Source organism: Stenotrophomonas forensis (assembly GCF_028752115.1).
Lineage (GTDB): Bacteria > Pseudomonadota > Gammaproteobacteria > Xanthomonadales > Xanthomonadaceae > Stenotrophomonas > Stenotrophomonas forensis.
The window spans coordinates 4195241-4213566 of the sequence record NZ_CP082270.1 but is presented as its reverse complement, the minus strand read 5'-3'; the positions used below and the strand labels follow the sequence as shown (position 1 = coordinate 4213566).

16 protein-coding genes are annotated in these 18326 nt (G+C 65.5%); 8 read left to right on the top strand and 8 right to left on the bottom strand.

The features are described from left to right. The first annotated feature begins 82 nt into the window (after positions 1-82). The 3 genes from atpG (at position 83) to K5L94_RS19295 (ending at position 2926) form a co-directional block, all read left to right on the top strand. Entirely contained in the window at positions 83-946 is an 864-nt protein-coding gene (atpG, locus tag K5L94_RS19305) for a F0F1 ATP synthase subunit gamma (protein ID WP_006471334.1), read from the top strand. A gap of 37 nt (positions 947-983) precedes the next feature. Further along, positions 984-2390, top strand: a complete 1407-nt coding sequence (gene atpD / locus K5L94_RS19300) for a F0F1 ATP synthase subunit beta (RefSeq protein ID WP_006471333.1) — start codon at positions 984-986, stop codon at positions 2388-2390. Between the two features lie 113 nt (positions 2391-2503). Then, positions 2504-2926, top strand: a complete 423-nt coding sequence (locus K5L94_RS19295; protein WP_006471332.1) for a F0F1 ATP synthase subunit epsilon — start codon at positions 2504-2506, stop codon at positions 2924-2926. Positions 2927-3102: 176 nt separating this feature from the next. Here K5L94_RS19295 and K5L94_RS19290 read toward each other — a convergent pair whose 3' ends face one another. After that, on the bottom strand, positions 3103-3489 hold the full coding sequence (locus K5L94_RS19290) for a GtrA family protein (protein WP_053450861.1): 387 nt from the start codon (positions 3487-3489) through the stop codon (positions 3103-3105). 83 nt (positions 3490-3572) lie between these two features. Here K5L94_RS19290 and glmU point away from each other — a divergent pair, with 83 nt between their 5' ends. Both glmU and K5L94_RS19280 read left to right on the top strand, forming a co-directional pair. Further along, entirely contained in the window at positions 3573-4940 is a 1368-nt protein-coding gene (gene glmU / locus K5L94_RS19285) for a bifunctional UDP-N-acetylglucosamine diphosphorylase/glucosamine-1-phosphate N-acetyltransferase GlmU (RefSeq protein WP_180879350.1), read from the top strand. After that, complete coding sequence (locus tag K5L94_RS19280; protein ID WP_274511169.1) at positions 4909-5442, top strand: GNAT family N-acetyltransferase; 534 nt, start codon at positions 4909-4911, stop codon at positions 5440-5442. Before glmU ends, K5L94_RS19280 begins: the two co-directional genes overlap by 32 nt. 56 nt (positions 5443-5498) lie before the next feature. Here the strand turns inward: K5L94_RS19280 and K5L94_RS19275 are convergent, their stop codons facing one another. The 7 genes from K5L94_RS19275 to K5L94_RS19245 all read right to left on the bottom strand — a co-directional run bounded on the left by K5L94_RS19275 (position 5499) and on the right by K5L94_RS19245 (position 13283). After that, positions 5499-6851, bottom strand: coding sequence for a sensor histidine kinase (locus K5L94_RS19275; RefSeq protein ID WP_053450858.1), 1353 nt, complete (start codon positions 6849-6851; stop codon positions 5499-5501). Continuing rightward, a complete protein-coding gene (locus K5L94_RS19270; RefSeq protein WP_274511168.1) occupies positions 6848-8194 on the bottom strand; it encodes a sigma-54-dependent transcriptional regulator in 1347 nt (448 codons plus the stop codon). Before K5L94_RS19270 ends, K5L94_RS19275 begins: the two co-directional genes overlap by 4 nt. A 121-nt stretch (positions 8195-8315) precedes the next feature. Then, a complete protein-coding gene (locus K5L94_RS19265; protein WP_053450857.1) occupies positions 8316-8696 on the bottom strand; it encodes a PDZ domain-containing protein in 381 nt (126 codons plus the stop codon). A 1-nt stretch (position 8697) separates the two neighbouring features. Beyond that, a complete protein-coding gene (locus tag K5L94_RS19260) occupies positions 8698-9915 on the bottom strand; it encodes an ABC transporter permease (protein WP_053450856.1) in 1218 nt (405 codons plus the stop codon). Positions 9916-9935: 20 nt separating this feature from the next. After that, the gene (locus tag K5L94_RS19255; protein WP_274511167.1) at positions 9936-11234 is read right to left on the bottom strand and encodes an ABC transporter permease; all 1299 of its coding nucleotides are present in this window, start codon (positions 11232-11234) and stop codon (positions 9936-9938) included. A 10-nt stretch (positions 11235-11244) separates the two neighbouring features. After that, entirely contained in the window at positions 11245-11970 is a 726-nt protein-coding gene (locus K5L94_RS19250; RefSeq protein WP_014038558.1) for an ABC transporter ATP-binding protein, read from the bottom strand. Between the two features lie 35 nt (positions 11971-12005). Further along, on the bottom strand, positions 12006-13283 hold the full coding sequence (locus tag K5L94_RS19245; RefSeq protein ID WP_164086589.1) for an efflux RND transporter periplasmic adaptor subunit: 1278 nt from the start codon (positions 13281-13283) through the stop codon (positions 12006-12008). 203 nt (positions 13284-13486) lie between these two features. Here K5L94_RS19245 and glmS point away from each other — a divergent pair, with 203 nt between their 5' ends. The 3 genes from glmS (at position 13487) to K5L94_RS19230 (ending at position 18292) form a co-directional block, all read left to right on the top strand. Continuing rightward, on the top strand, positions 13487-15325 hold the full coding sequence (gene glmS, locus K5L94_RS19240) for a glutamine--fructose-6-phosphate transaminase (isomerizing) (RefSeq protein ID WP_053450853.1): 1839 nt from the start codon (positions 13487-13489) through the stop codon (positions 15323-15325). A gap of 447 nt (positions 15326-15772) precedes the next feature. Further along, positions 15773-16204 (top strand): CBS domain-containing protein, encoded by a 432-nt coding sequence (locus K5L94_RS19235; protein ID WP_053450852.1) that lies wholly within the window; start codon positions 15773-15775, stop codon positions 16202-16204. A 174-nt stretch (positions 16205-16378) separates the two neighbouring features. After that, entirely contained in the window at positions 16379-18292 is a 1914-nt protein-coding gene (locus K5L94_RS19230; RefSeq protein ID WP_053450851.1) for a hypothetical protein, read from the top strand. The last annotated feature ends 34 nt before the right edge of the window (positions 18293-18326 follow it).

Here is an 18326-nt window from a genome sequence, read left to right as displayed (position 1 = left end):
GCGGAGCCACCGGCTCCGCTGGACCAGATGACAAACGGTTGAACAACGCGGGGCATCAGCCCCGCGCCACGGGAAACAAGAGATGGCAAGCGGACGCGAAATCAAAACCAAGATCAAGAGCGTGCAGAACACCCGCAAGGTGACGCGCGCCCTGGAAATGGTCTCGGCCTCCAAGATCCGCAAGGCGCAGGATCGGATGAAGACCTCGCGTCCGTACGCGCAGGCGATGAAGCAGGTGATCGGCCACCTGGCCCAGGCCAGCACCGACTACCAGCATCCGTTCCTGGTCGAGCGCGAGCAGGTCAAGCGGGTCGGGTTCATCGTGATCTCCTCCGATCGCGGTCTGGCCGGCGGCCTGAACAACAACCTGTTCCGCAAGATGCTGGGCGAAGCCAAGGCATGGCAGGACAAGGGTGCCGAAGTGGACCTGGTGACCATCGGCCAGAAGGCATCGACCTTCTTCCGCCGCGTGAAGGTCAACATGGTCGGCAGCGTGACCCACATCGGCGACGTGCCGAAGCTGGAATCGCTGATCGGTGTGATCAAGGTCATGCTCGACGCCTTCACCGAAGGCAAGGTCGACCGCGTGTACCTGGTCTACAACCGCTTCGTGAACACCATGACGCAGAAGGCCAGCTTCGATCAGCTGCTGCCGCTGCCGCCGGCTGAGAAGCAGGTCGCTCACCACGACTGGGATTACCTGTACGAACCCGATGCCGCGACCGTGCTGGAGCACGTGATGACGCGCTACATCGAGTCGCTGGTGTACCAGGCACTGCTGGAAAACGTCGCCTCCGAGCATGCCGCACGCATGGTTGCGATGAAGGCGGCGAGCGACAACGCCAACAAGCTGATCGGCACCCTGCAGCTCGTCTACAACAAGGCGCGCCAGGCAGCGATCACCCAGGAAATCTCCGAAATCGTCGGCGGCGCGGCAGCAGTCTGACCGCGTTCGTTCAAAGCACACATTAGAGGATGCAGCAATGAGTCAGGGCAAGATCGTTCAGATCATCGGCGCGGTCGTCGACGTCGAATTCCCGCGTGAGTCGGTGCCGAAGGTGTACGACGCACTGAAGGTCGACAACACCGAAATCACCCTTGAAGTCCAGCAGCAGCTGGGCGACGGCGTGGTGCGCACCATCGCCCTCGGTTCCACCGATGGCCTGAAGCGCAACCTGATCGCCACCAACACCAACCGCGGCATCTCCGTGCCGGTCGGTGCTGGCACCCTGGGCCGCATCATGGACGTGCTCGGCCGTCCGATCGACGAAGCCGGCCCGGTGGCCGCCAGCGACAGCTGGGAAATCCACCGTGCGGCCCCGTCGTACGAAGACCAGTCCCCGGCCACCGAACTGCTGGAAACCGGCATCAAGGTCATCGACCTGATGTGCCCGTTCGCCAAGGGCGGCAAGGTCGGCCTGTTCGGCGGCGCCGGCGTCGGCAAGACCGTCAACATGATGGAGCTGATCAACAACATCGCCAAGGCGCACAGCGGTCTGTCCGTGTTCGCCGGCGTGGGTGAGCGTACCCGTGAGGGCAACGACTTCTACCACGAAATGAAGGACTCCAACGTCCTCGACAAGGTGGCGATGGTGTACGGCCAGATGAACGAGCCGCCGGGCAACCGTCTGCGCGTCGCCCTGACCGGCCTGACCATGGCCGAGTACTTCCGCGACGAGAAGGACGAAAACGGCAAGGGCAAGGACGTCCTGCTGTTCGTCGACAACATCTACCGCTACACCCTGGCCGGTACCGAAGTGTCGGCACTGCTGGGCCGTATGCCGTCGGCCGTGGGTTACCAGCCGACCCTGGCCGAGGAAATGGGCGTCCTGCAGGAACGCATCACCTCGACCAAGAACGGTTCGATCACCTCGATCCAGGCCGTCTACGTTCCCGCGGACGACCTGACCGACCCGTCGCCGGCGACCACCTTCGCCCACCTGGACTCGACCGTCACCCTGTCGCGTTCGATCGCCTCGCTGGGTATCTACCCGGCCGTCGATCCGCTGGACTCCACCAGCCGCCAGATGGACCCGCTGGTCATCGGCCACGAGCACTACGACACCGCCCAGCGCGTCCAGCAGACCCTGCAGAAGTACAAGGAACTGAAGGACATCATCGCGATCCTGGGCATGGACGAGCTGTCCGAAGAGGACAAGCAGGCCGTGTCGCGCGCCCGCAAGATCGAGCGCTTCTTCAGCCAGCCGTTCCACGTGGCCGAAGTGTTCACCGGTTCGCCGGGCAAGTACGTGCCGCTGAAGGACACCATCCGTGGCTTCAAGGCCATCGTCGATGGCGAGTACGACCACCTGCCGGAGCAGGCGTTCTACATGGTCGGCGGCATCGAAGAAGCGGTCGAGAAGGCCAAGAAGATGGCCGAGAAGGCCTGATCCGGGACGGGCGGGAGCGATCCTGCCCGACCTGACGCCGGTGCCGGGCAACCGCCTGCACCGGTGGACCCCCACGGTGGCATTGCGCCGCCGCGAACAGCGAAGAGATTTGCATGAGCACGATCCGTTGCGACATCGTCAGCGCCGAGCAGGAAATCTTCCGTGGCGAAGCGACCCTGGTCGTGGCCACCGGTGAGCTGGGCGAACTGGGCATCGCGCCCAAGCACGCGCCGCTGATCACCCGCCTGAAGCCGGGCAAGGTGGTGGTGACCACGCCGAATGGCGAGCAGCTGGATTTCGCCATTTCCGGCGGCATCCTGGAAGTGCAGCCGCAGGTGGTGACCGTGCTGGCCGACACCGCGATCCGCGCACAGGACATCGACGAAGCCTCGGTCCGCAAGGCCAAGGAAGAAGCCGAGCGCATCCTGGCCAACCGTGGTGAAGCCATGGAAATTGCTGAAGCCCAGCAGAAGCTGGCCGAGGCCGTGGTGCAGCTGCAGGCGCTGGAGCGCCTGCGCAAGACCCTCAAGCACTGAGGTTCACGCTGCACCCACGAGAACGCCGGCCTTGTGCCGGCGTTTTTGTTGGTGCCGACCGCACTGGGTAGAGTCGACCGTTGCTCGACTATCGCGCGCAGCGCGGGTTTTTCGCGGCCTGATCGAAAGGCAGTCGACTGACAGTCGACTCTATAGATCCGGATCCCCACCTCGTATCAGCGATACACCACGTAGCGCATCAGCAGGAACGAGACAGCGGCCAGCCCGCCTTCCACCAGCGGCTTGGCCAGCCAGGCGTACTGCAGGCCCAGCGCATGATCCGCGGCAGATACCAGCAGCGTGCTGGCCGTGGTGAGCAGCAGCCACAGTGGCAGGAAGCGCGCGAAGCGGCGCCAGCCCAGCCGTTGCTGGCCATCGGCCGTGGCGAAGGTGATCCGCCCGTTCAACCAGAAACCCAGTAGCATGCCGGCCAGTCGCCCGGCCAGGTTGCCCGGTACCACGGGCACGCCCGCCGCCGTGGCCAGCACGAACACCGCCCAGTCGAGCAGCAGCTGCAGTGCGCCGATGACGAGGTAGGCGCTTCCCTGGCGGAGCAGGCTCATGGTTGGGGTGAGGACGGGCAGGCCCCCATGTTAGCGGCCCACGCACTAGAATCATCGGCAACGAACCACAGATTGCCGTTGCCATGACCCAACCCCTGCACGTCATCATCCTCGCCGCCGGCGCGGGCAAGCGCATGAAATCGGTGCTGCCGAAAGTGCTGCAGCCTATCGCCGGCGAGCCGATGCTGGCACATGTGATTGCCGCGGCACGCGAGCTGCAGCCTGCCGCCATCCACGTGGTCTACGGTCATGGTGGTGAAGCGGTGCGGCAGCACTTTGCGGGCCAGCCTGACCTGCAGTGGGCCGAGCAGGCCCAGCAGCTCGGCACGGGCCATGCGGTGGCGCAGGCAATGCCGCAGGTGCCCGATGCCGCACAGGTGCTGGTGCTGTACGGCGACGTGCCGCTGATCCGCGCGCAGACCCTGCGCGACCTGCTGGCGCAGCCGGGCCGCCTGGCGGTGCTGGTCGCCGAGGTCGACGATCCCACCGGCTACGGCCGCGTGCTGCGCGATGCCGAGGGCAAGGTCGGCTCGATCGTCGAGCAGAAGGATGCCACTGACGATCAACTGCGCGTGCGCACGATCAATACCGGCATCATCGCGGCCGAGTCGACCGCACTGCGCCGCTGGCTGTCGCAGCTTTCCAACAGCAATGCACAGGGCGAGTACTACCTGACGGATGTCTTCGCCTTTGCTGCCCACGAGTACACACCGGCCGAGATGGCGCTGGTCGCCGACGCGCAGGAGGCCGAAGGCGCGAACGATCCCTGGCAGCTGTCGCAGCTGGAGCGCGCCTGGCAGCGGCGCGCGGTGCGTGCGCTGTGCGCGCAGGGTGCGCGCGTGCGTGATCCGGCGCGGCTGGATATCCGCGGCACCGTTACCGTCGGCAGCGATGTGCTGATCGACGTCGACGTCGTGCTGGAAGGCAACATCGTGCTCGGCGATGGCGTCACCGTTGGCCCGTTCAACCGCCTGAAGGACGTCAATCTCGGGCCGGGCACGGAAGTGCGCGCACACTGCGATCTGGAAGGCGTGGTCACCGAGGGCGCTGCGCTGGTCGGCCCGTTCGCGCGCCTGCGCCCAGGTACCGTGCTGGCCGATGGCGTGCATGTCGGCAACTTCGTCGAAACCAAGAAGGTCACCCTCGGCGTCGGCAGCAAGGCCAACCATTTGACCTATCTGGGCGACGCGGTCATCGGCAGCAAGGTGAACATCGGTGCCGGCACCATCACCTGCAACTACGACGGCGTGAACAAGTCGACCACCACCATCGGCGACAACGCGTTCATCGGTTCCAACAGCTCGCTGGTGGCACCGGTGACCATCGGCGAAAGTGCAACCATCGCCGCCGGTTCGGTCATCACCCGCAACGCGCCGGATGGCAAGCTGACCCTGGCACGCGCACGGCAGGAAACCATCGATGGCTGGAAGCGCCCGCTCAAGAAGTCCTGAGCCCCGCGTTCCGCACGCCGATGAACTCGGCGTGCTGCCGGGCATCGAGCAGCGCGCTGGCGAGGTGTTGAAGGGCCACGAGGCCTATCCCGTGTTCGCGGGTCATGGGCTGGATCTGTCGACACTGCGCGAGGGCCGTCAGCGTGGTCAGCTATGGGTCGTGGATGCCGCCGGGAGCGGCATTGCCGGTTACCTGCTGGCGGGCGAGCTGTGCGGTGAATTCCATGTGCTGCAGATGGACGTCGACCCGGTGCATGCGCGTCGCGGCCATGGCCGTGCGTTGCTGCGGCATGCATTGGCGCAGGCCAGGGCCTCCGGCTTTGCTGCAGCGGTGCTGACCACCTTGAGCGACGTGCCGTGGAATGCAGCTTTCTATGCCAGCGAAGGGTTCGACGTAGTGCCTGAGGCGCAGTGGAACGACGGCCTGCGCACCGTCATGGCCGAAGAGGCTGCGCTCGGGTTTCCGATGCACCTGCGGGTGGCGATGCGACGGGTCTGGTAGGGGCCGACCTCGGTCGGCACATCCACGCATGGCGTGGATCCACCCCATCGATCCACTCAACCCGCCGGCAGCAGGATCGACACGCACAACCCGCCATCGCCGCGATTCTGCAGCGACACCCGCCCGCCATGCGCCTCCACGATCTCGCGGGTCAGCGCCAGCCCCAATCCGGTGCCATTGCGCTTGGTCGAATAGAACGGCATCAGCGCGTTCTGCAGTACCTGCTCGTTCATGCCCTTGCCGCGGTCCAGCACGTCCAGGCGCAGCCATTGCGGCAGCCGTGTCAGCTGCACCTGCACGTCATCGTTGGGCGGATCGGCTTCCGCGCAGGCTTCGTGCGCGTTCTTCAGCAGGTTCAACAGTGCCTGCCCGAACTGCGCGATGTCGATGCGGCTGCTCAGCGCCTCGTCCGGCTCGCGCTCCATGGTGAACGGAATCTGCTGGCGCAGGCTGGACAGGAACGGCGCCCAGTGCACGGTCTGCAGCTGTGGCTGGGGCAGCTTGGCAAAGCGCGCATAGCCACGGATGAAGCCCTCCAGGTGGCGCGCACGGTCTTCGATGGTGGTGAAGATTTCCGGCAGCCGGTCGAAGCGTTCGCGCTGCACCAGCACGCCGCCGGAATGGGCCAGCGAAGCGATCGGCGCCAGCGAATTGTTGAGCTCGTGGCTGATCACCCGGATCACCTTCTTCCAGGTCTGCACCTCCTGGCGGCGCAGTTCGGCGGTCAGCAGGCGTACCAGCAGCAGGTCGTGCGGGCGGCCGTTGAGCTGGAACGCGCGGCGTGAGAGGTGGTAGACCTGCTCGTCTTCCTCGTCGCCGTCCTCGCCTTCGGCATGCACCGCGAACAGGCTGTCGCCGCCGCGGGCGATCGCGTCGCGCAGCTCCACCGGCACCTGCTCCAGCACATCCTCCAGGCGCTGGCCTTCCAGCTTCCAGCCGCCGTGCAGCAGCTTGCGCGCGGCCAGGTTGGAGAACACCACGCGGGCGATGCCATCGCCGCCGGACGCGATCAGCAGCATCGCCACCGGCGTGTTCTGCACCATGGTGTCGAGCAGCAGTTCGCGCTGCACCAGCCCTTGCCGCTGCGCACGCAGCACATCGCCCAGCTCGCGGTGCGCCTGCACCAGGTCGCCCAGCTCATCATTGCCCGGCCAGTGCACGCCGAAGTTGTACTCACCATCGCGGTAGCTGCTGGTGGTGCCGGAGAGCGCGCGCATCAGCGAGCGCACCGGTGCGGTCGCGCGGCGCAGGGTCCACCACATCAGCGACAGCAGGACCAGCGTCGATACCGTGGTGATCACCCAGCCGTGATCCATCCAGTACGCCAGCAGCCACGGCAACGCGGCAGCCAGCGCCAGCACCGGCAGCAGGCGCAGGAACAGGCGGAAGGTGAACGAGCGCCGCTTCATTCGCGCGGAATGCCGTGGCGGTCCATGCGCCGGTACAGCGCCTGGCGGCTGAGCCCGAGCTCGGCCGCGGCCTGCGCGATCACGCCATGGTTGCGTGCCAGCACATCCTCGATGCGCGCGCGATCAGGATCATTGCCGGCACCCGGTGCCGGGCGCGGTGCCGCCGCAGTGCGCGGCAGGTTGAGGTCAGCCACTTCGATGCGGCTGCCGGTGGCCAGCAGCTGGGCGCGCTGGATCACATTGCGCAGTTCACGCACATTGCCGGGCCACGGATGCCGCTGCAGCGCCGTGGCCGCGGCACTGGACAGTGGCTTGTCGGAGGCCAGGAAGCGCTCGGCCAGGGGCACGATGTCGCCCGGGCGTTCGGCCAGTGGTGGCAGCACCAGTTCCACCGTGTTGAGGCGGTAATAGAGATCTTCGCGGAAGGTGCCGTCGCGGATCATGACCGGAAGGTCGGCATTGGTCGCACTGACCACGCGCACCTTGACCTGGCGCTCGCGGTTGGAGCCCAGGCGCTCGAAGCGACCGGTTTCCAGCACGCGCAGCAGCTTCATCTGCCCGCCCAGCGACAGGTTGCCGATCTCGTCGAGGAACAGAGTGCCACCGTCGGCTGCTTCGAACTTGCCCTCGCGTGCCTTGTTGGCGCCGGTGTAGGCACCGGCCTCGGCGCCGAACAGTTCGGCTTCGATCAGTTCCGATGGCAACGCACCGCAGTTGACGGTGATGAACGGGCCCTTGGCCACCAGCGAATTGGCCTGGATGATCTGCGCGATCTTCTCCTTGCCTGCGCCGTTGGGGCCGGTGATCAGCACCGGCAGCTCCGAGCGCGCGACCTGGCAGGCCAGGGCGATGACACGCTCGCTGGCCGGGTCGGCGAACACGGCGCCGCACAGGTCGTACTTCTCTTCCAGTGCGTTGCGCTGGCGCAGTTCACGGCTGCGACGCCGGTCCAGTTCGCGACGCGCCTCGGACAACTCCAGCAGGTTGTTGACCGTGGTCAGCAGTTTGCGGTCGTCCCACGGCTTGGCCAGGTAGTCGGCGGCACCGGCCTTGACCAGGTCCACCGCGCTGCTCAGATGGGTCCAGGCCGTGAGCAGGATCACCGGCAGGTCAGGGTGGCGTTCGCGGATCTGCGCGAACAGGGCCTCGCCTTCTTCCCCGGACGTGGTGTCCTCGCTGAAGTTCATGTCCTGGATCACCAGGTCGACCGGCTGCGACTCGAGCAGTGCCAGGCCCTCGGTCGGGCTCTGTGCCTGCAGGGTGTCGATGTCGTGCAGGGAGAACAGCACGTCCAGCGCGGTACCCACGCTGGCGTTGTCGTCGATGATCAGGATCGAAGGCATCAAGCGGTTCTGCAGAAAGGGATGGGCGGCGCCGTTGGAGCCGTTCGTGTCCACACGCCGGGAGAGCCCGGCGCCACCCATCAAGCATAGCCAAACCCGTGGCCGCAGGCGCGGTCCGGGCCTACCGCGGCGGAGGGGGCGGTGGCGGCGGCGCCGGAGCAACCAGTGCCAGGCGCCAGGCAGCCGCATTCACCGGCACGGTCAGTTCGCGCCTGTCGCGGCGCAGCAACAGGTAGGCGGTGGGGGCGGTGGAGTGGCGCAGGGCTTCGGTCAGATGCTCGATCCTGCGCACGGCGGTGTCATCCACGCGCAGGATGCGGTCACCGCTGCGCACGCCGAAGCGGGCTTCGGGGGCAGCGGCTTCGACCCGCACCTGGCCTTCGGTCGAGCGCAGCGCCAGCCGTGCATCCTGCTGGCGCCACTCCAGCGTCTGCGCGCTGCTGCTGCCGGCCAGGGCCGGCAGGGATGGAAGCAGCATCAGCAGCAGCCAGCAGGCGCGCATCTCAGGCGCCCCGGGTGGCAACCGCCGGCGGTACCGCTGCGGCACGCCGGGCCGGCCCGAACACCGCGATCTGGCCCAGTGCCCACAGCAGCAGCGCACCCAGTGGCAGGTAATACAACGGCATGCGCGGCAGCTCGTACATGTTCATCAGGGCGAGGTTGATGGCGTAGGCCGCCAGCATGCCCAGCACGATGCCCAGTGTGGCCAGCAGGAAGTTCTCGGTCTGGAAGTAGCGCAGGATCTGCCCGCGGGTAGCGCCGAGCGCGCGGCGGATGCCGATCTGCTTGCTGCGCTGCTGCACCCAGAAGCTGGCCAGGCCGATGATGCCCAGCGCGGTGACCACCAGCAGCGAGATGCTGACGGTGATCAGCAGGCCGACCATTGCCCGGTCGTTCTTGAAGAAGTCCTTGCGCTGGTCCTCATAGGTCAGCTTGTCGCGCATCAGCCGGTTGGGGTCGATGCGTTCCAGCGCTGCGGCCGCAGCATCGAGTACTTCCTGGCGCCGTGCCGGATCGGTCCGCAGCACGTACGTGCCGCCTTCATCGAAGGACCGCTGCAGTGGCAGCAGCATCGAATTGGTCCAGTTGTCGTTCCAGCCATTGGGCGTGCTGAGCGTGTCGACGATACCGACCACGTTCAAGGGTTGCTTGCCCATGTAGTAGGTCTTGCCCAGCGCGCTGCCGTTGGGCTCCATCTTCGCGGCGGTGCTCTGGGTGAGGATCACCGGGACGGCCTTCTGCTTGGCACCGCCCTTGGAGGCTTCCTTGAACTCGATGTACTCGCCGGGAAGGAAGTCGCGGCCTGCGATGAGGTTGATTCCCATCGTGCCCAGGCCGCCTTCGGACAGGGTGTACATCGACGCGTTCGTGGTCGGGCGTTCCTGGTCGACCTCGCGGGAGATGCTGCTGCTGGACGAGCCGTTGCGGAACGGCACCTGGTTGATGATGGTGGCACTGGTGACGCCGGGAATCGCGCGCAGTGCCGCCAGGTCTTCGCGGGTGCGCGCCATGGCATTGGTCTGCTCGCCGATGCCGCTGACGCGCAGCATCACCAGTTCGTTCTCGGCGATGCCGCTGGGCATGCTGATCTTGTCGACGCGCTGGCTGACCAGGAACAGCGCGTTGCAGACGATGGCGCAGGTCAGGGCGACTTCCAGCACGATCAGGGCGGCAGCAGTCTTGTGCCGGCGCAGGGTGCTGAGGATGGGGCGGATGTCCATGGGAGTCCTCGTTCTCGTGCTTACTGCGACTTGAGCTGGATGGCCGGGGTGACCTGCATCGCGCGCCAGGCCGGCAGGAAGCCGGCGGCAAGGCTGGCGAACAGGGTCAGGCCCAGTGCGAGCAGCAGCATGCTGCCGTCCAGATGAGCGAGCTGCGCGTAGTCCACCGGTTGCTGGCGCACCGCGTACAGGCCGAGCAGGGCCAGCCCGATGCCGAGCACGCCGCCTACCACGCCGACCGCACCGGCTTCGACCAGGCACTGCAGGAAGATCTGCCCACGGCTGGCGCCCAGGGCGCGGCGCACGCCGATCTCACCGCTGCGGCGCAGGAACTTGGCCAGCAGCAGGCCCACCGTGTTGACCAGGCAGACGCCGAGGAAGCCCAGTGCCAGCCACAGCTGCAGGCGCACGTCGCTGGGCACCGCGCCGTTGAAGTCCAGCCATTCCATCACGGTGCGCAGGCGCACGTTCGGCGGGTGCTTGAAGCGGCCGGCCTCGCGCTGCTGGGTCGAGTAGTTTTCCAGGTAGCGGCGGTAGTCGGCGGCCTTGGACGGGTCCAGCTCCACCCAGTACTGCAGCCAGGCGCAAGGTGCATTGAGCGAGTAGCTGTTGCCGTCGGGGTTCTCGCCGAAGCAGTTCATGTTGCCGTTGTTGCCGAGCTTGAGGTCGAACGAAGTGGAGATCGGCAGCAGCAGATCTTCGTCCTTGCCGTAGCTGCCCGTGGTCAGATCGTAGAAGTGCGGCTCCGGGCTCCACTCCTTCATCACGCCGACCACGCGATAGCTCTGGCCTTCCATGCGCAGGTCACGTCCCACGCTGTTGGCACCCTGGAACAGCTTGTCGTTGAGTGCCTTGGAGATGACCACCACGCGGGCGCGGGCGTTGTCATCCTCGCGCGTCCAGGGGCGGCCGTACTGCATGGGTACCTCGAACATCGGGAAGAAGTCGGCCGACGTCCAGCGGGTGTCGATGCTGAAGGGCTTGAGCGTGCTGTTGTCCGGCTCGATGGTGCCACCGCCGCCGCTCATCAGCGCCTGCCGCTCACCCTTGGCTTCGCGCAGCAGCGCTTCACCGTCGAAGCGGGTCAACTGGGTTTCCGGCTCTTCGCCGGCGACATAGGCGCCGGTCGCGGCGTCGAGCTGCACGTAGAACAGCCGGTCGCTCTTGCCGGGAATCGGGTCGCCGGACAGCACGTGGAAGACTGTCAGCGTGGTCATCGAGGCGCCGATGCCGAGTGCGATGGCAACCACCATCAGCGCGGTCAGGACCTTGTTGCGGCGGAAGCTGCGCGCCGCCAATCGGGCGTAGTAGGCGAACATGGTTGGGCCCTCACTCGTTGACGGCGACGATGTGGCGCGGCGGGGTGGCCAGCACCGGCTCGCGTACCAGGTCGGTCACCTGGCCGTCGACGATGTGCACGTTGCGCTGCGCGCGCGCGGCCAGTTCCGGATCGTGGGTGACCATCACGATGGTGGTGCCGGCGGCGTTGATTTCCTCCAGCAGCTCCATCACGCCACGGGCCATCTGCGTGTCCAGGTTGCCGGTCGGTTCGTCGGCCAGCAGCAGGCGCGGGCTGCCGGCCAGGGCGCGTGCGATCGCGGCGCGCTGCTGCTGGCCGCCGGACAGTTCATTCGGGTAGTGCTTCATGCGCGAGCCGAGGCCGACCTGGGTCAATGCCTTCTCGATGCGTTCGCGGCGCTCGTTGGCGCTCATCTTTCGGTAACGCAGCGGCACGTCAACGTTGTCGAACAGGTTCAGGTCGGGGATCAGGTTGAAGCCCTGGAAGATGAAGCCGATCTTCTGGTTGCGCAGGCGGCTGCGGGCATCGTCGCCCAGCGTGCTCACGTCCTGCCCGTCCAGCATGTAGGTGCCGCTGGTGAAGGTTTCCAGCAGGCCGGCGATGTTGAGGAAGGTGGTCTTGCCGGAGCCGGACGGGCCGGTGACGGCGACGAACTCGCCTTCCTTGACCTGCAGTTCCAGCGAGCGCAGTGCGTGGGTTTCCACCTGTTCGGTGCGGAAGACCTTGGCGACCGAACGCATTTCGAGCATGTACATGGGGTGTCCTCTCTCCAGGATTCAGGGTTCTGATATCAGTTGACGGAGACGCGTTCGGCGTCCTTGAACAGGTCGCTGCCGGAGACCACGATGCGGTCTCCCGGTTGCACACCCGACTTGATTTCCACTTCGCCCAGGCTGCTGACGCCCAGTTCCACCGGACGGCGCACGGCGGTGCGGCCATCCATCACGTAAGCGATGCCGTTGCCCTGTTCGACGAACGGGCCACGCTCGACCTTCAGCACGTTTCTGCGGGTATCGAGCAGCACGCGCACCGACATCCGCTGGCTCTGGCGCAGGCCTTCCGGCTGCGCGCTGGCGAAGCGCACGCGGGCGTTGACCTCGCCGTTGACCACCTCCGGCGACACCGCGCTGATCTCGCCCGGGAACGGCTGGCCGTTGCCGCCGGTCAGCTGTGCGGGCATGCCGATCGCCAGGTCACGGGCGAAGCTCTCCGGAACCTTGATCTCGACTTCGAACTTGGACAGGTCGACCACGCCCAGCACCGGCGCGTTGGCGGCGAGGTTGGTGGACTGGATCGCCTGCACCTGGCCGACCTGGCCATCGAACGGCGCGCGCAGGGTCAGTGCATCGACCTGGCGCTGGACTTCGGCCACCACGGCCTTCTGGCGATCGGCCAGCAGCCGCTTGTTGCGTGCGTCCAGGTCGGCGCCCTGGCTCTGCAGGCGTGCATCAGTGGTGGCGTTGGCCAGAGTGATGTCGGCCTTCTTCAGCGAGTCCTTGGCCTTGGCCAGGTCGATCTGCGGCACCGCGCCGCCGTCGTAGCCACGCTGGTAGCGCTGCAGGTCGCGGTCGGCGGCCTGCCGTTCGATGGTGGCCTGGTCGGTTTCCTTGCGCGACTTGGCGCGGGCCAGGGTCGCGTCCAGCGCGGCGCGGCTGGCCTCGGCCTCCAGGCCGGCCAGGGTGGCCTGTTCCTGGGCCAGTTTGCTGCGCAGTTCCGGGCTGTCGATGATCGCCAGTTCCTGGCCCTTCTTGACCACGTCGCCGGCGACCACCTTCAGGTCCACGGTACCGGCCGAAATGGCGTACAGGATCGGGCTGTTGGCGGCGATCACCCGGCCGTCGGCGGCGATGTCGCGGACCAGGTCACCCCGCTTCACTTCGGCGATGCGTACGCGGCTGCTGTCGAAGGAGCGGCTGGCGTTGGACCAGGCGTGCACGGCCCAGCCGATGCCGGCCAGCAGCACGAGGGCGCCCGCCGCCGGCCAACGGTAGCGGTGCCAGTTGGCGCGGGTGGCGCTGGCCGGTGCGGAGGAAACGATCTGGTCCTGGGCGGAAGTGTCGCGGATCATCGGATGCGTGCCTTGCGGTGGTAGCCAATACCAAGCACGTAGCGTGCCAACTTTATTCTGTTTCAGATCAACGGTTTGGCGGACTCGTCGCGGTGTCCGGGTGTCCGCGGACACCTTTCCGGACACTTTCATTAAGCGGACAGGAGGGGGAACCCGGGCACGCAGGCTAGAATGCGCCGATCGTCTTCAAGGAATTGCGTGACATGTGTGGAATCGTGGGTGCGATCGCCGATCGCGACGTAGTGCCGGTGCTGATCGAGGGCCTGAAGCGACTTGAATACCGCGGCTACGATTCCTCGGGCATCGCCGTGATCGACCAGGGCGCCCGGCCGGAGGTCCGCCGCGTGCGCCGTACCGGTCGTGTGTCGGAAATGGCTACGGCGGCCGAGGCTGAAGGCTTCAATGCGGTGCTGGGCATCGGCCACACCCGTTGGGCCACCCATGGCGGTGTCACCGAAGCCAACGCGCACCCGCATATCAGCCAGGGCGTGGCGCTGGTGCACAACGGCATCATCGAGAACCACGAAGAGCAGCGCGAAAGGCTGCGCGCGCTGGGCTACACCTTCGAATCCCAGACCGACACCGAAGTCATCGCGCACCTGATCCATCATCATCTCAAGGATGGCGACGACCTGCTGCTGGCGCTGCAGCACACGGTGAAGGAGCTGACCGGTGCCTACGCACTGGCCGTGGTCAGCCGTGCCGAGCCGGAGCGCTTCGTCTGCGCGCGCATGGGCTGCCCGCTGCTGGTCGGCCTCGGCGAGGGCGAGAACTTCGTCGCCTCCGATGTCTCGGCGGTGATCTCGGCCACCCGCAAGGTGATTTTCCTTGAAGAAGGCGACACGGCCGAGATCCGCCGCGACGGTGTGCGCGTCTTCGACGAGCATGACCAGCCGGTCGAGCGCGACGTGCATCTGTCCGATGTGTCGCTGGCCTCGCTGGAACTGGGCCCGTACCGCCACTTCATGCAGAAGGAAATCCACGAGCAGCCGCGTGCGCTGGGCGACACCATCGAGGCGGCAATCGACGCCGGTGGTTTCCCGGCCGAACTGTTCGGCAAGAACGCCGAAGCGGTGCTGTCGGGCATCGAAGGCGTGCAGATCATCGCCTGCGGTACCAGCTATTACGCCGGCCTGACCGCGCGCTACTGGATCGAAGCCATCGCCGGCCTGCCGTGCAGCGTGGAGATCGCCAGCGAATACCGCTACCGCGCCGCCTATGCGAACCCGAAGCACCTGATCGTCACCATCTCCCAGTCCGGCGAAACGCTGGATACGATGGAAGCGCTGAAGTACGCCAAGTCGCTGGGCCACAAGCACACGCTGTCGATCTGCAACGTGCCGGAAAGTGCGATCCCGCGCGCCAGCGAGCTGGTCTGCTACACCCGCGCCGGTGCCGAGATCGGCGTGGCCTCGACCAAGGCCTTCACCACCCAGCTGGCCGCGCTGTTCCAGCTGACCGTGGTGCTGGGCAAGCTGCGTGGCCGCATCGACGCAGCGCAGGAAGCGGACTACCTGGAGCAGCTGCGCTTCCTGCCGGGCAGCGTGCAGCACGCACTGAACATGGAGCCGCAGATCGCGGCATGGGCCGAGCGTTTCGCGCGCAAGAGCAGCGCGTTGTTCCTGGGCCGCGGCCTGCACTACCCGATCGCGCTGGAAGGCTCGCTCAAGCTCAAGGAAATCTCCTACATCCACGCCGAAGCCTATCCGGCGGGCGAGCTGAAGCACGGCCCGCTTGCGCTGGTGGACGAGGACATGCCGGTGGTGGTGATCGCCCCCAACGACAGCCTGCTGGAGAAGGTGAAGTCGAACATGCAGGAAGTGCGCGCCCGTGGTGGCGAGCTGTTCGTGTTCGCCGACCAGGACAGCAACTTCAACGAGTCCGAAGGCGTGCACGTGATCCGCACGCCGCGCCACGCCGGCGTGCTCAGCCCGATCGTGCACACCATTCCGGTGCAGCTGCTGGCGTACCACACCGCACTGGCGCGTGGCACCGACGTGGACAAGCCGCGCAATCTGGCCAAGAGCGTGACGGTGGAGTAACGCCGGCTGCTCGACCTGGATGCGGTACACGAAGGGGGCCCATGTGGCCCCCTTTCGTTTGCGCCGGTAACCGCATCAAGTGGGACAGTCGCCGGTCGTTCTGTCCGCCGCCGGCAGGCCGCAATCAATCTTTAATGCGCAATGCCGCCTGTATTCAGCGGCGGTTTCAGCCGCGGTGCCATTCTCTGGATCGTCGCTTGGTTCCCACGACGAACTGTCCTATCGATGCCGGTAGTGACCGATGGTCGCAGTCGTAGAATCGATCTGACCGAGGCATGGGTTGTGCGGTTGAACCCACCTCGTTCGCGTTGCAGTACGTCGCCTGCCGATGCATCTCCCAGGGCGGGCACGTGCGCCAGACGTGCGCTGAAAGGTCTGTTCCCGGGGAGGGGGCGTATCGGAAGAGCACACTTTTTTGACTTCAGTGACCTGCACCAGGAAACAAGAATGAACGTCCGCGAACTCCTGCAATCCAAGAAAGAAGCTGTCATCACCATCGACGCCGAAGACACCATCGGTGCCGCCGCCCACAAGATGAGCGCGAACAGGATCGCTGCGCTGGTGGTGATGAAGGACGATGCCCCGGTCGGCATCATTTCCGAAAAGGACATCGTGCGTACCCTGGCCGATGACGGCCCGCAGGCCGGCCGCCGGGTGATTTCCAGCGTGCCGACCACCGGCCTGGAAGGCATTGCGCCGGAAGCGACCCTGAAGCAGGCCATGTCGTTGATGACGTACTCGCGGCGCCGTCATCTGATGGTCACCGAGGGCACCCGCCTGGTCGGCATCCTCAGCCTGGGCGACATCGTGAAGAACCTGCTGGGCGAGCTGGAGCTGGAAAAGGCCGTGCTTCAGGACATCTACATGGCCGCTCACTGAAGCGGCATGAGTTGCTGATTGGTTGGGTCGGCCCATCCAGCGTGGGCCGACCTCGATTGTTCTCCCTCTGCAGGATTTCAGGGGCGTGCCAGTCCCAGAGCGGCAGCGTCGATTGATTCTGCTCACTGATTGCCAGATGCTCCTTGAAATGGAGATTCGAGCAGGGGTGGAGAAGTGAACCGGACGGGTGGCGCGCTCGACGCGGATGAAGGGGTGCCGTTGGAGCAGTTACGGGAGCCGATGGGGCGGCAGCTGGAGCTTGTCGCCCATCCCAAGAGCGTTCGCCTTCCTCTGCAGGACATCACGCCTGAGAACTTCGAGAAGCTCGTAGCGCGACTGGCAAACTGCGCGCCCAGTGCCATGTTCAGGGCGCAGCGGATCGGAAAGTCGGGCTCCGCCCAGTCGGGAATTGACGTTCAGTGCAGGGTTTTTGATAGCGATCGCTTTGACTGCTACGAGGCAAAACGGGTCGTCGAGATCCGCCGAGGTACGTTGAAGAAGTGGGTCGGCAGTTTTCTTGAGGGAACGCACGCCGACACGGCTGCCAGTTTCCACCTCTGCACCACTTACGCCGTTTCCGACGAAACGGCCTTGCAGGAAGAGTGGAAGGACTGCGAACGGCTGTTACTGGATCGTCAGATCCATCCTCACCTCTGGGACCGCGCAGTACTCAATGACCTGCTCAGGGAGCAGTGGCAGATCGTTGCTGAGCTTTATGGTGAGGGGGTAGCGAATGGCTTCTGCGTATCTGCCGCGCCGCCGTTGCCGGTTCCCCAGGAAAGCAGCTTCGCCATTCGCAAAGAGACTCTCTACGGCCCGTCGCTCCAGCTCCAAAACCGCAGCATTGCCTGCTCAGTTCATCTTCCTGAGCGTCTTGACCGGCAACTTTCAGCTGCGCTGTCCTTCTCGCGGGCGGACATTTCAGGGATATCCATAGCGCTGTCTTCCCGGGAGCTGCTGGGCTGGGCCCACTGGAGGGTGCATGCAGATGCGTCAATGGAGCGTCCCTATGCCATCCCGCATGCCAACCGTGCAGGGGCATTTTTGCTGATGGGGCGCCACGCAAGACTTTCATTGAACGAGGCGGAGGTGGCGGACCTTGACTGGATTCTCGAGCGCGCCTGGAAGCACATCCATCAGGCTTGCCTGGCGTACGTTTCCGCGTTTCGCTCTTTCGATTTCGAATTGATTCAACATCATCCTTCGGCGGTTGGGCTGATTTCGGTGAAGCCTTGGCTGTGGGCCCAGATGCTGGCATTCGCACGTATTCATGACACCGCACGGGGGGACGGACCATGGCATGTGTTCGACGCATCACGGTCTCTCCTGAAGATCTACACCTGCCGTGACGGAGAGCGCTTCGACCAGGGCTACCACGCAATCATGTACGCGTATTCCGAAGGTGTTATGTGGTCAGACACGCGCAGCAACATCACCATCGGTTGGAGCCCGACGGATCCGCGGACGGCGTGTTCCGTACGAAGGCAATGGGATGCTCGCTTCACTCACGATTGGCTTTTGCAGGAGCTGATCCCGGAAGTGATCCGCTGGGTGGGTTCGGAGGAAAAACGCGGTGCTGCGGCGGCATGGTGGCGCATGCCATCCCGCTCCGCGCAGACGTTGCCACCGCAGGTCTCTGATCTGGCACATTCACTGGCCCGGGAGGGGAAGATGGACGCATGGACCGACGCGGCAAGTGACACGCTGCAGGCTCATGTTGGCGTACTGCAGTCGCACTTCACTTGCCAGGCATCAAAGGCGCCGCTCGGGTTGGAGTGCATGCGCAACGTGTTGGATTGTATTGACTGTGCCCTGCCTTTCTCCCGTCTTCCTACCGAGGGCTACTTGCGCGGGAGTCTGGGGCTCAATGACGCAGGGGATCTGGCCAAGGCAATCCGGAACAAGGCCAGTACTCTTGAAGCAGGTGTCGATTGTTCCGCAATGGATTTTGCCCTGCGTGGTTTGTTGGAAGTGCTTTGCTATGCGCCGAGCCTTCCCATGAGCAATCGGAATCACATTGAACAACTGCTGCAGCCGCTATGGGACCGACGCAACGAGGACGTACTTTGCGAACTTTTCAGTCGGTAGCCCTGGCTGAGGCATCCGTCTGATCACTGGCAGC

Coding starts and splice junctions, on each gene's coding strand:
- atpG (WP_006471334.1), top strand. CDS start 83: ATGGCAAGCGGACGCGAAATCAAAACCAAGATCAAGAGCGTGCAGAAC.
- atpD (WP_006471333.1), top strand. CDS start 984: ATGAGTCAGGGCAAGATCGTTCAGATCATCGGCGCGGTCGTCGACGTC.
- K5L94_RS19295 (WP_006471332.1), top strand. CDS start 2,504: ATGAGCACGATCCGTTGCGACATCGTCAGCGCCGAGCAGGAAATCTTC.
- K5L94_RS19290 (WP_053450861.1), bottom strand. CDS start 3,489: ATGAGCCTGCTCCGCCAGGGAAGCGCCTACCTCGTCATCGGCGCACTG.
- glmU (WP_180879350.1), top strand. CDS start 3,573: ATGACCCAACCCCTGCACGTCATCATCCTCGCCGCCGGCGCGGGCAAG.
- K5L94_RS19280 (WP_274511169.1), top strand. CDS start 4,909: ATGGCTGGAAGCGCCCGCTCAAGAAGTCCTGAGCCCCGCGTTCCGCAC.
- K5L94_RS19275 (WP_053450858.1), bottom strand. CDS start 6,851: ATGAAGCGGCGCTCGTTCACCTTCCGCCTGTTCCTGCGCCTGCTGCCG.
- K5L94_RS19270 (WP_274511168.1), bottom strand. CDS start 8,194: ATGCCTTCGATCCTGATCATCGACGACAACGCCAGCGTGGGTACCGCG.
- K5L94_RS19265 (WP_053450857.1), bottom strand. CDS start 8,696: ATGCGCGCCTGCTGGCTGCTGCTGATGCTGCTTCCATCCCTGCCGGCC.
- K5L94_RS19260 (WP_053450856.1), bottom strand. CDS start 9,915: ATGGACATCCGCCCCATCCTCAGCACCCTGCGCCGGCACAAGACTGCT.
- K5L94_RS19255 (WP_274511167.1), bottom strand. CDS start 11,234: ATGTTCGCCTACTACGCCCGATTGGCGGCGCGCAGCTTCCGCCGCAAC.
- K5L94_RS19250 (WP_014038558.1), bottom strand. CDS start 11,970: ATGTACATGCTCGAAATGCGTTCGGTCGCCAAGGTCTTCCGCACCGAA.
- K5L94_RS19245 (WP_164086589.1), bottom strand. CDS start 13,283: ATGATCCGCGACACTTCCGCCCAGGACCAGATCGTTTCCTCCGCACCG.
- glmS (WP_053450853.1), top strand. CDS start 13,487: ATGTGTGGAATCGTGGGTGCGATCGCCGATCGCGACGTAGTGCCGGTG.
- K5L94_RS19235 (WP_053450852.1), top strand. CDS start 15,773: ATGAACGTCCGCGAACTCCTGCAATCCAAGAAAGAAGCTGTCATCACC.